12 protein-coding genes (1 of these 12 running past the window's edge) are annotated in these 11,850 nt (G+C 63.1%); 7 read left to right on the forward strand and 5 right to left on the reverse strand.

Annotation, left to right across the window (positions count from 1 at the left end; all coding sequences use genetic code 11):
- Positions 1–1,473 carry the 5' portion of a CoA-acylating methylmalonate-semialdehyde dehydrogenase gene (locus AC5QPF_RS28380; RefSeq protein ID WP_494960913.1) on the reverse strand. 21 nt of this gene lie to the left of the window's left edge, so only the first 1,473 of its 1,494 coding nucleotides appear in the window; it begins with the start codon at positions 1,471–1,473; its stop codon lies off the left edge, out of view.
- 63 nt (positions 1,474–1,536) lie between these two features.
- Positions 1,537–2,883 carry an omega-aminotransferase AptA gene (gene aptA / locus AC5QPF_RS28385; protein WP_494960914.1) on the reverse strand — a complete coding sequence of 449 codons (1,347 nt, stop codon included), beginning with the start codon at positions 2,881–2,883 and terminating at the stop codon, positions 1,537–1,539.
- Positions 2,884–3,010: 127 nt separating this feature from the next.
- Here aptA and AC5QPF_RS28390 point away from each other — a divergent pair, with 127 nt between their 5' ends.
- From AC5QPF_RS28390 to AC5QPF_RS28400, 3 genes are all read left to right on the forward strand, one after another.
- Complete coding sequence (locus AC5QPF_RS28390; protein WP_494960915.1) at positions 3,011–3,928, forward strand: LysR substrate-binding domain-containing protein; 918 nt, start codon at positions 3,011–3,013, stop codon at positions 3,926–3,928.
- A gap of 100 nt (positions 3,929–4,028) precedes the next feature.
- The gene (locus tag AC5QPF_RS28395; RefSeq protein WP_494960916.1) at positions 4,029–4,688 is read left to right on the forward strand and encodes a TetR family transcriptional regulator C-terminal domain-containing protein; all 660 of its coding nucleotides are present in this window, start codon (positions 4,029–4,031) and stop codon (positions 4,686–4,688) included.
- A 10-nt stretch (positions 4,689–4,698) separates the two neighbouring features.
- Positions 4,699–5,283, forward strand: a complete 585-nt coding sequence (locus AC5QPF_RS28400) for a YigZ family protein (protein ID WP_494960917.1) — start codon at positions 4,699–4,701, stop codon at positions 5,281–5,283.
- A 276-nt stretch (positions 5,284–5,559) separates the two neighbouring features.
- Here the strand turns inward: AC5QPF_RS28400 and AC5QPF_RS28405 are convergent, their stop codons facing one another.
- Positions 5,560–5,985, reverse strand: coding sequence for a hypothetical protein (locus tag AC5QPF_RS28405; RefSeq protein ID WP_494960918.1), 426 nt, complete (start codon positions 5,983–5,985; stop codon positions 5,560–5,562).
- Positions 5,986–6,069: 84 nt separating this feature from the next.
- On the opposite strand from AC5QPF_RS28405, the gene AC5QPF_RS28410 reads away from it, so the two are divergent.
- The 4 genes from AC5QPF_RS28410 to AC5QPF_RS28425 all read left to right on the forward strand — a co-directional run bounded on the left by AC5QPF_RS28410 (position 6,070) and on the right by AC5QPF_RS28425 (position 9,693).
- Positions 6,070–6,435, forward strand: coding sequence for a MerR family transcriptional regulator (locus AC5QPF_RS28410; RefSeq protein WP_494960919.1), 366 nt, complete (start codon positions 6,070–6,072; stop codon positions 6,433–6,435).
- A complete protein-coding gene (locus AC5QPF_RS28415) occupies positions 6,432–7,115 on the forward strand; it encodes an SDR family oxidoreductase (RefSeq protein ID WP_494960920.1) in 684 nt (227 codons plus the stop codon). The genes AC5QPF_RS28410 and AC5QPF_RS28415 overlap by 4 nt, the downstream gene beginning before the upstream one ends.
- A gap of 117 nt (positions 7,116–7,232) precedes the next feature.
- The gene (locus AC5QPF_RS28420) at positions 7,233–8,588 is read left to right on the forward strand and encodes an 8-oxoguanine deaminase (RefSeq protein ID WP_494960921.1); all 1,356 of its coding nucleotides are present in this window, start codon (positions 7,233–7,235) and stop codon (positions 8,586–8,588) included.
- 151 nt (positions 8,589–8,739) lie between these two features.
- Complete coding sequence (locus AC5QPF_RS28425) at positions 8,740–9,693, forward strand: adenosine deaminase (protein WP_494960922.1); 954 nt, start codon at positions 8,740–8,742, stop codon at positions 9,691–9,693.
- A gap of 41 nt (positions 9,694–9,734) precedes the next feature.
- Here AC5QPF_RS28425 and AC5QPF_RS28430 read toward each other — a convergent pair whose 3' ends face one another.
- Both AC5QPF_RS28430 and vimR read right to left on the reverse strand, forming a co-directional pair.
- On the reverse strand, positions 9,735–10,457 hold the full coding sequence (locus AC5QPF_RS28430) for an ArsR/SmtB family transcription factor (RefSeq protein ID WP_494960923.1): 723 nt from the start codon (positions 10,455–10,457) through the stop codon (positions 9,735–9,737).
- A gap of 460 nt (positions 10,458–10,917) precedes the next feature.
- Positions 10,918–11,823 (reverse strand): transcription regulator VimR, encoded by a 906-nt coding sequence (gene vimR / locus AC5QPF_RS28435; RefSeq protein ID WP_494960924.1) that lies wholly within the window; start codon positions 11,821–11,823, stop codon positions 10,918–10,920.
- Between the last annotated feature and the right edge of the window lie 27 nt (positions 11,824–11,850).

Raw genomic sequence — 11,850 nt, forward strand, 5'->3', positions numbered from 1 at the left:
CTGCGAAGCCTCATGGCTCGCGCGTTGTGGCCAACGCTGGGTGATCGCCTTGCGGCGAGTATAGAAACGCACGCCATCCGGGCCGTAGGCATGCAGGTCACCGAACAGCGAGCGCTTCCAGCCACCGAAGCTGTGGTAAGCCACCGGTACTGGCAGCGGCACGTTGACGCCGACCATGCCCACTTCGATCTCGTCGCAGAACAGACGCGCCGCTTCACCATCGCGGGTGAAGATGCAGGTACCGTTGCCGTACTCATGCTCGTTGATCAGTTGCATCGCCTCTTCCAGGCTGTTCACGCGCACCACGCACAGCACCGGCCCGAAGATCTCTTCCTTATAGATGCGCATCTGGGTGGTGACGCGGTCGAACAGGGTGCCACCGACGAAGTAGCCATCTTCGTTGCCGGCCACGCGATAGCCACGACCGTCCACTACCAGCTCGGCACCGGCAGCGACGCCGTCGTCGATGTAACCCACAACCTTGTCACGGGCCGCCGCGGTAACCAGCGGGCCCATGTCCAAGCCGCAGGAAGTACCGGCACCGATCTTCAAACCCTTGATCTGCGGAACCAGCTTGGCCACCAGCGCATCGGCCACCTGGTCGCCGACGCACACGGCTACGGAGATCGCCATGCAGCGCTCGCCGCAGGAACCGTAGGCAGCGCCCATCAACGCGCTGACCGCGTTGTCCAGGTCGGCATCCGGCATCAGTACCGCGTGGTTCTTCGCACCGCCCAGAGCCTGGACGCGCTTGCCGCGCTTGGTGCCTTCGGCATAGATGTACTCGGCGATCGGGGTCGAGCCGACGAAGCTCAGGGCCTTGACTTCCGGCGCCTCGATCAGCGCATCCACCGCTTCTTTGTCACCGTGCACCACGTTCAGCACGCCCTTCGGCAGGCCGGCCTCGTGCAGCAGTTGGGCAATCAGCAGGGTGGAGCTAGGATCACGCTCGGACGGCTTGAGGATGAAGCAGTTGCCACAGGCGATGGCCAGTGGGTACATCCACAGCGGCACCATGGCCGGGAAATTGAACGGGGTGATACCGGCCACCACGCCCAGCGGCTGGAAGTCCGACCAGGCATCGATGTTCGGGCCGACGTTGCGGCTGTATTCGCCCTTCAGCACTTCCGGAGCCGCGCAGGCGAACTCGACGTTCTCGATGCCGCGCTTCAGTTCACCGGCAGCGTCTTCCAGGGTCTTGCCGTGCTCTTCGCTGATCAGTTGGGAAATACGCGCTTCGTTCTGCTCCAGCAGTTGCTTGAAGCGGAACATCACCTGGGCACGCTTGGCCGGCGGGGTGTTGCGCCAGGCCGGGAACGCCGCCTTGGCCGAGTCGATGGCCTGCTGCACGGTGGCACGGCTGGCCAGGGCGACCTTGTGGATCGCTTGCCCGGTGGATGGGTTGAAGACGTCGGCGCTGCGGTCGTTGCCGGTAACCAGCTCGCCATGGATCAGATGTGCAACGGTGCTCATGCAATAACTCCAGGAATTCAAGTGCGGGCAGGCGCACGGGCCTGCCCGGTGAAAAGGAATCGATCAGTCAGTGGCGTTCAGGGCTTCGCCGACCGCATCGAACAGGCGGTCCAGCTCCTGCGGCTTGGTATTGAAGGTGGGGCCGAACTGCAGGGTGTCGCCGCCGAAGCGTACGTAGAAGCCGGCTTGCCACAGCTTCATCGCGGCCTCGTATGGACGGACGATGGCATCACCATCGCGCGCGGCGATCTGGATGGCACCGGCCAAGCCGTAGTTACGGATGTCGATGACGTTCTTGGTGCCCTTGATGCCGTGCAGCACGTTCTCGAAGTGCGGCGCCAGTTCGGCGGCGGACTGCACCAGGTTTTCCTTCTGCAGCAGGTCGAGGGCGGCGATACCGGCCGCGCACGCCACCGGGTGCGCCGAGTAAGTGTAGCCGTGGGGGAATTCCACCGCGTACTCGGGAGTCGGCTGGTTCATGAAGGTCTGGTAGATCTCGGTGCTGGCGATCACCGCGCCCATCGGGATGGCGCCATTGGTGACCTGCTTGGCGATGCACATCAGGTCCGGGGTCACGCCGAAGGCGTCGGCACCGAACATCGCGCCCATGCGGCCGAAGCCGGTGATGACTTCGTCGAAGATCAGCAGGATGTTGTGCTGATCGCAGATTTCTCGCAGGCGTTTCAGATAACCCTTAGGCGGCGGCAGGACACCGGCGGAACCGGCTAGCGGCTCGACGATCAGCGCGGCGATGTTCGACGCGTCGTGCAGCTCGATCAGCTTGAGCATTTCATCGGCCAGGGCGATGCCGCCCTCTTCCGGCATGCCCTTGGTGAAAGCGTTGCCCGGCAGCACGGTGTGCGGAATGTGGTCCACGTCCATCAACTGGCCGAACAGCTTGCGGTTGCCATTGACGCCACCCAGGCTGGTACCGGCGACGTTAACGCCATGGTAGCCACGGGCACGACCGATCAGCTTGGTCTTGGTGGCCTGGCCCTTCAGGCGCCAGTAGGCACGCACCATCTTCACCGCGGTGTCGCAGCACTCGGAACCGGAGTTGGTATAGAAGACGTGGTTCAGGTTGCCCGGGGTCAGCTCGGTAATCTTTTCGGCCAGCTGGAACGACAGCGGGTGACCGAACTGGAACGCCGGCGAATAGTCCAGCACGCCCAGTTGGCGTGCCGCGGCTTCCTGGATTTCCTTGCGGGTGTGGCCGGCGCCGCAGGTCCACAGGCCGGACAGAGCGTCGAAGATCCTGCGACCCTTGTCGTCGACCAGGTAGTTGCCTTCTGCGGCAACGATCAGACGCGGATCACGCTGGAAATTGCGGTTGGCGGTGTAGGGCATCCAGTGAGCATCCAGCTTCAGCTGGCTGGCCAGACCGACAGGAGCGTTTTCAGGCAGGTTCATCGTCGCGACCTCGCAAGGCAGGTTGAACAGCATTCGGAAGAATGCGGTGTGTTGCCGATAACTTGTCACGGCTATAAAGTCTGGAAAACTCTACTTTTCTAATCCTCAGTTCACCGGACACTAAACTATGAGCCGCCGCCCCGAACCGCTTTCCCAGGTCAGCGATTTCGATATCCGCCTGCTGAAGATTTTCCGCAGCGTGGTCGAATGCGGTGGCTTCTCGGCGGCGGAAAACGTACTGGGCATCGGCCGTTCGGCGATCAGCCAGCAAATGGGCGACCTGGAGCAGCGCCTCGGCCTGCGCCTGTGTCAACGCGGGCGCGCCGGCTTCTCGCTGACCGAGGAAGGTCGCGAGGTCTATCAATCAGCACTGCAACTGCTCAGCGCCCTGGAAAGTTTCCGCACCGAGGTCAACGGCTTGCACCAGCATCTGCGCGGCGAACTGAACATCGGCCTGACCGACAACCTGGTGACCATGCCGCACATGCGCATCACCCATGCGCTGGCGCAGCTCAAGGACCGAGGCCCGGACGTACGCATTCGTATCCGCATGATTCCTCCTAGTCAGGTGGAACAGGGTGTACTCGATGGCAGTCTGCACGTTGGCGTGGTGCCCCAGGCCAGCCCGCTGTCCGGCCTCGAATACCAACCGCTGTACAGCGAGCGCTCGCTGCTCTATTGCGCGGTCGGCCACCCGCTGTTCTACGTCGATGACCGGCAACTGGACGACGACCGCCTCAACGCCCAGGACGCCATCGCCCCAACCTTCCGCCTTCCCGCGGAGATCCAGGCGGCCTACCAGGCACTGAACTGCACCGCCAGCGCCTCCGACCGCGAAGGCATGGCCTTCCTGATCCTCACCGGCCGCTACATCGGCTATCTACCGGATCACTACGCGACCTTCTGGGTCCAGCAGGGCCGACTGCGCGCGCTCAAGCCCGGCGAGCGGTTCTATGACCTGAGCCTGGCCTGGGTCACGCGCAAGGGTCGCCGTCCGCATCTGGTCCTGGAAAGCTTCCTGGAAAGCCTGGCTGCGACACGTTAGGACGCAATTGCGATATTCTCGCGTATCACGCTTGTGTGCCCGCCTTGCCTGGGGTATCAGTGCATGTGCCTCTATTTCCCTGCTCTTGCCGGAATCGCCCATGACCCTCGAAGTGCCCGCCCATCGTACCCTCGCCGCCAAGCCCGCCGGGCGCATCCGCCAGAAGAACGAGCAGGCCATCATCCAGGCCGCCGAGGACGAGTTCGCCCGCCACGGGTTCAAGGGCACCAGCATGAACACCATCGCCCAGAACGCGGGGCTGCCCAAGGCCAACCTGCATTACTACTTCACCAACAAGCTGGGCCTGTACATCGCGGTACTGAGCAACATCATCGAGCTGTGGGACAGCACCTTCAACGCCCTCGATGTCGACGACGACCCGGCCCTGGCCCTGGCCCAGTACATCCGCGCAAAAATGGAATTCTCCCGGCGCAATCCGCAGGCCTCGCGGATCTTCGCCATGGAAATCATCAGCGGCGGCAACTGCCTGACCGATTACTTCAGCCAGGACTACCGCGAGTGGTTCAAGGGCCGTGCCGCGGTATTCCAGAGCTGGATCGACGCCGGCAAAATGGACCCCGTGGAGCCTGTGCACCTGATCTTCCTGCTGTGGAGCAGCACCCAGCACTACGCTGACTTCGCCACGCAGATCTGCCAGGTCACCGGCCGCAGCCGCCTGACCAAGCAGGACATGGAAGAGGCCGGCAACAACCTTATCCACATCATTCTCAAAGGCTGTGGTCTGACCCCGCCGAACTGAACACCCGCTTATGCCTTCTACCCTGCTGGACACCTGCGAATACCGCGAAGAGATTCGTAAAAGCCGTTTCATCACCCTCGCCGCGCCAATCAGCACACCCGCCGACGCCCAGGCATTCCTCGAACGCCATAGCGACCTGACCGCCACCCACAACTGCTGGGCCTGGAAACTCGGCGACCAGTACCGCAGCAGCGACGACGGTGAACCCGGCGGCACGGCTGGACGACCGATCCTAGCGGCCATCGAGGCGCAGGACTGCGACCAGGTCGTGGTGCTGGTGATCCGCTGGTACGGCGGCATTCAACTGGGCACCGGTGGCCTGGCCCGGGCCTATGGCGGCGGTGCCAACAAATGCCTGCAGCAGGCACCGAAACGCCTGCTGGTCAGCCGTATCGAACTGAAATGCAGTTGCTCGTTCAGCGAACTGGCCCTGCTCAAGCTGCGTGTGGCCGAGGCCGACGGGATCATCCTCGATGAGGCCTTCACCGCCAACGGCGTCGATGTACGCCTGGCACTGGGCGACGCACAGATCGACACCGTGCAACGGCAACTGGCCGACCTCAGCCGCGGCCGCATCCTTCTGGAAAAAGACTGAACAGTTGCCCACATCCACTGTGGGCCCGATTGTGGATAACCTCTGGGCAGCCGCCTGGAGGCCTTTGCCAGCAAGGCTTTCAGGCGAAAGATCATATTTTGATCAAAATATGATGACAGCCTTCGTTCCGTCGAAAAATCAGCCGCTTAACCTTGATTATTGCCTTTCGAAGGCTGGCGGGTGGGGCTTATGCCCAGCTCAACGCCTTGCTCACAGATACTGTGGAGCAAGCTGTGGATAAACCGTGCACGCCTGCGCCAATCGCCTGTCTGGCCGTCACGCCAGCGAGCTGATCGTTTTTTGATCAAGTTCACGTACCGGCCATAATTGCAGTACTGCCCAGACCAGCTCCAGCACTAGAGTGCCCCAAAGCAACTGGCTCGCACCGTGCGCCAGCGCATAACCATGCCACGTAGCGAACAGCAAGCGCCCCACTGCGTCATAGCGTCCGAACTGCGCTTGCGGATCACGGATCCGCAACACCGACCAGACACACACGATCGACCCCATGAGATTGGCCATAAAAACATGCAGCGGGGCAAACTCTGGCAGGTCACCCGCCAGCCCCCAGTAAGTGCTCAATTGCCGCAACAGCCCGTGCAACGCCATCAGGCTCCACGGCGTGACGAATACCGCCGAGACCAGCAGATCGTACCAACCGCTGGCCCGCACCAGACTCCGATAACCGCTCTGACTCCACATGTTCCGCTCCTTGTTGGAAAGTGAGAGCGGCAGGCTAAAGCCTGGAGTATGCTCCAAGGTCAACCCCTTCCCCAGGAATTGCCCGTGCGTATCGGCGAACTGGCGCAGACCTGTGGCGTCAGCCGCGACACCCTGCGTTTCTACGAAGAACGTGGCCTGATTCGCGCCCAGCGCAGCGCCAACGGCTATCGTGATTATCCGGCAGAAACTGTGCAGTTGGTCCTGCTGATCAAGACGGCACAGAAGCTCGGTTTCAGCCTCGGCGAAATCAGCCAGAGCGTAGCCGAGCTGTGGCAGGCGCAAGATCCCGAAGCGCTGGTGACGCGCTTCATCGAAGACAAGCTGGCACTGGTCGAGTCGCGCATCGATGCACTCGTCGAGTTGCGCCAGGCGTTGCGTCAGCGCCTGGCCGATCGCTGTCCCCTTACATTGAAAGGAGCTCCCGCATGACTACGAAAACCGCCCTGATCATCGGCGCCTCCCGCGGCTTGGGCCTAGGCCTCGTCGAACGGCTGAGCGAAGACGGCTGGAAGGTCGTCGCCACCGTGCGCGATACCGCCAAGGCTGGCGCCCTCGAGGCCCTGCCGGGCGTTCAGGTGCAATCCCTGGAAATGAACAGCGCCAGCCAGCTCGATGCCCTGCAGACGCAGCTCGAAGGCCAGGTCTTCGACCTGCTGTTCGTCAACGCCGGGGTCAAGGGCCCGGACAACCAGGACGCCGAGGTGGCGCAACTGGCCGATATCGGCGACCTGTTCATGACCAACAGTGTGGCACCGATCCGCGTGGCCCAGCGCTTCGCCGGGCAGTTGCGCGAAGGTAGCGGAGTGATCGCCTTCATGAGTTCGGTACTTGGCAGCGTGGGCATTCCCGATGCGCCGGACCTGGCGCTGTACAAGGCGAGCAAGGCGGCCCTGAACTCGATGATCAACAGCTTCGTGGTGCGCCTGGGCGAGACCCGCCTGAGCGTGCTGGCCATGCACCCGGGCTGGGTCAAGACCGACATGGGCGGCGAAGGTGCCGACATCGACGTGGCCACCAGCACACGCGGCATGGTCGAGCAGGTCAAGGCCCACAGCGGCAAGCCGGGGCTGCACTACATCAACTACAAAGGCGAAAGCCTGATCTGGTGATTTCCCGCGCGGTGGGTGTAGACTCGACGCCTCGCCCACCGCGGCGGACCTGGATCAGCAGACAGGGCAACACTGAGCTGGCTAACCCTGAACCCACTTTCAGAGGAGCCGGCGCCCATGCCAGCGACCCGCATCTGGTTGAAAAACCCACTCGCCATCTTCACCGCCAACGACCTCGACGCCCGTGGTGGCCTGGTCATCGAAGGCGGCGTCATCCGTGAAGTCCTCGGCCTCGGCCAATCCCCTTCCAGCCCCTGCGCGCAGACCTTCGACGCCCGCGAGCACGTGGTCCTGCCGGGCCTGATCAACACCCACCATCACTTCTACCAGACCCTCACCCGCGCCTGGGCGCCGGTGGTCAACCAGCCGCTGTTCCCCTGGCTGAAGACCCTGTATCCGGTGTGGGCGCGTCTGACCCCGGCCAAGCTGGAACTGGCAACCCAGGTGGCCCTGGCCGAGCTGTTGCTGTCCGGTTGCACCACTGCCGCCGACCATCACTATCTGTTCCCCGACGGTCTGGAAAACGCCATCGACGTGCAAGTGGAGACGGTACGCAAGCTGGGCATGCGGGCCATGCTGACCCGTGGCTCGATGAGCCTGGGTGAAGCCGACGGCGGCCTGCCACCGCAGCAGACGGTGCAGCAGGGTGAAGTGATCCTGGCCGACAGCCAGCGACTTATCCACAGCTACCACGAGCGCGATGCCGGCGCCCGCATCCAGATCGCCCTGGCGCCCTGCTCGCCGTTCTCGGTCACCCCGGAAATCATGCGCGCCAGTGCCGAGCTGGCCGAAGAACTGGATGTGCGCCTGCATACCCACCTGGCGGAAACCCTGGATGAAGAGGACTTCTGCCTGCAACGCTTCGGCCTGCGCACCGTCGACTACCTGGACAGCGTCGGCTGGCTCGGCCCGCGCACCTGGCTGGCCCACGGTATTCACTTCAATGCCGATGAAATCGCCCGCCTGGGCGCCGCCGGCACCGGCATCTGCCATTGCCCGAGCTCGAACATGCGCCTGGCCTCGGGTATCTGCCCGACCATCGAACTGACCGACGCCGGCGCCCCGGTCGGCCTCGGCGTGGACGGCTCGGCCTCCAACGACGCCTCCAACATGATCCTCGAAGCGCGCCAGGCCTTGTACCTGCAGCGCCTGCGCTACGGCGCCGAGCTGATCACTCCGGAACGCGCGCTAGGCTGGGCCACCCGTGGTTCGGCACGACTACTGGGCCGCGACGATATTGGCGAACTGGCTGTAGGCAAACAGGCCGACCTGGCGCTGTTCAAACTCGACGAGCTGCGATTCTCCGGCAGCCACGACCCGCTTTCCGCCCTTTTGCTGTGCGGCGCCGATCGCGCCGACCGGGTCATGGTCGGTGGTGAGTGGCGGGTAATCGACGGCCAGGTCGAGGGACTGGATATCCAGGCGCTGATCGCCAACCACCGCCAGGCCGCCGCGCAACTGATCGCCGGCTGACGAGCAACACCGGCCAGATCACCAGCTCCCCCTGACACCTGGCCACCTCGCCGGTCCGGCGCTGCTATCGTTGAACCTGCCGGTCAGGTTTAACCGCGTCGGACCGGCAACCTCTGTAGAATATGCCGATTGCACCTGATGAGAACCCACCATGTACGACTGGCTTAACGCGCTGCCCAAGGCGGAACTGCACCTTCACCTGGAAGGATCGCTGGAGCCCGAATTGCTGTTCGCCCTCGCCGAACGCAACAAGATCGCCCTGCCCTGGAATGATGTCGAAACCCTGCGCGCGGCATATGCCTTCAACAACCTGCAGGAGTTCCTCGACCTGTATTACCAGGGCGCCGATGTCCTGCGCACCGAGCAGGACTTCTACGACCTGACCTGGGCCTACCTGCAACGCTGCAAGGCGCAGAACGTCATCCACACCGAGCCGTTCTTCGACCCACAGACCCACACCGACCGCGGCATCCCCTTCGAGGTGGTGCTGGACGGCATCACCCGTGCGCTCAAGGACGGCCGCGAACAACTGGGCATCGGCAGTGGCCTGATCCTCAGCTTCCTGCGTCACCTCAGCGAGGAAGAAGCGCACAAGACCCTCGACCAGGCCCTGCCCTTCCGTGAGGCGTTCGTCGCCGTCGGCCTCGACAGTTCGGAAATGGGCCACCCGCCGAGCAAGTTCCAGCGCGTCTTCGACCGAGCCCGCAGCGAAGGCTTCCTCACCGTCGCCCATGCTGGCGAGGAAGGCCCGCCCGAGTACATCTGGGAAGCCCTCGACTTGCTGAAGATCCAGCGCATCGACCACGGCGTGCGTGCCATCGAGGATGAACGCCTGATGCAGCGCATCATCGACGAGCAGATCCCGCTGACCGTCTGCCCGCTGTCCAACACCAAGCTGTGCGTGTTCGACCACATGAGTCAGCACAACATCCTCGACATGCTCGAACGTGGCGTGAAGGTCACGGTGAACTCGGATGACCCGGCCTACTTCGGCGGCTATGTCACCGAGAACTTCCATGCCCTGCACACTCACCTGGGCATGACCGAGGACCAGGCCCGCCGTCTGGCCCAGAACAGCCTCGACGCGCGTCTGATCAAGGCCTGATAGCACTTTTGCGCGGTGATCGGCTCACCGCGCAACGCCCCTCATCCAAACGACAGCGGCGCCGGCAACCGCGCAATCTGCTCGATTCCACGCAATCCCGCCGCCGTCACCTGTACCGCCCGCGAATCATCGCTGACCCGGACCCAACCGGACTGCACGAACAACTTGAGCAGGCTGCAGCCGAGCGCGCCGCCCAGGTGCGCGCGACGATCGTGCATTTCACTGCAGCAGTTGCACGGACTGCACAAGCGCCCCTCCCGGGGTGCCAGTGCATCAATGAAGATGCCCTGCTCGGCAAAATGCGTGCGCCCGACCAGTGTGATCTCCAGTTGTTGCTCGCTCTGTTGCAGCCATTGCGCGTCAAGCAGCCGTTGCAGCAGCTCCGCCGCCACTTCCCCGCCAAGATGGTCCCGGCAGAGTCGTGCCTTGCGCATGGCCAGGGACACCGCCATTACCGGTTCCTCGGTACGTGGCTGGCGCTTGGTTTCCCGGATGCCGACACTGGCCAGGGCCTCCACCGCCGTACCGATCTCCGGCGCGGCCAAGCGAAAGTAACGCTTGCGTCCGCGTGCCTCGCGCTTGAGCAGCCCGCCGGCCGACAGCCGGGCCAGATGCGCGCAGGCCGACGAAGGGGTCAGGCCGGCCATCATGGCCAGCTCCTCCGAAGGACGCGCCATTCCATCGATCAGTGCCCAAAGCATGGCACTGCGTTTCGGGTCGGCCATCAAACTGGCGATCTGGCTGATACTGGCTATCGGTTGCATCTGTCCACTCCCTGCGTGATTGTCATTGGCGAGTAAAGTTCCCCATATATCCAGGGCAGGCCCAAGTTGGCCAGTTGCCAAGATGGGGAAGTTTCTCCCCCTGTCATTCATGATGAGTTGATGAGCGAGCAGGGCATCCGGCCCGGCTTCAACCCAGGAAACATTATCCTGATGGCGGCAATTGCCCGGTCCAGTATAAGCCTGCTTACCCCGGCAATCGCGACTGTTTTGCGACAGATCGGCGTAGCTTTGCCAACCCTCGAACGCTTGGCACCTCATCACTCGCGGCGCCTGGCGGCCCCAAACTCCGGCAAATGCCGCTGATTCAACTATCGACCAGCAATGGGAAATATACGCAGTCAACCTATATCCAGTAATACGCCTACATTGAAAGTAATCATGCCTTTCAAGCAAATGCGCCGAGGATGTAAGACCGTACTAACAATCAAACACCTCGCGTTTAAAGTTCATCGAGCAATGTAAGACAACGCGACTTGAGTAATGCACTCAACAGCTGTACCGGTTTGCTCAATTGCGCGCGATGAGTGCACAGCAAGTTGAGCGGAGCCGGCTCGCCGCGATACTGCCCGAGCAGCACCCGCAGGCGTCCGGCGCGTACGTCGGCGGCCACATCCAGCCAGGACTTGTAGGCGACTCCCGTCCCAGCCAGGGCCCAGCGCCGCACCACATCGGCGTCGTCGCAGAAACGGTCGCCACCGACCAGTACGCCTTCTTCCTGCCCGTCCAACTGAAAACGCCAGTGGTCATGCACGCCGCTGCCCAGTTGATACAGCAGGCAATTGTGCTCGCTCAGTTGCGCGACCGTACGCGGCTCGCCATGTCGTGCCAGGTACTCCGGCGCGGCACATAGCACGCGGCGGTTATCCACACACAGCGGCACCGCCACCAGGCTGGAGTCCTCCGGCTTGCCATAGCGCAGGGCGATATCCACAGGCTGGCGGAACAGATCGGCGTTACGGTCGCCCAGCAGCAGGCGCACGTTGAGCAGCGGATGTTCCCGTTGCAGTTCATCCAACCAGGGCAACAGGACGTTACGCCCAAAGTCCGAGGGCGCCGAGAGCTGCAAGACCCCACTGACTTCATCCTGCTCGCGCGCCAGCAAGCGCCGCCCCTCATCAAGGCTGGCCAACGCCGCCCGCGCGTGGGCGAGAAAGCCCTCACCCTCGGCCGTCAGACGCAGACTGCGGGTAGAGCGTGCCAACAGACGCGCGCCGAGTTGCGCTTCCAGGCGCTTCAGAGCGGCACTTGCCACTGCCGGCGACAAATCCAGTAACCGCGCCGCCGCCGACAGACTGCCGTGCTCGGCGGCACGCACGAAGAGTTGCAGGTCATCGAAACGCAGCACGACGGCGCTCTCCATCTTCAATATTTT

The organism is Pseudomonas sp. Con_6, assembly GCF_059379395.1.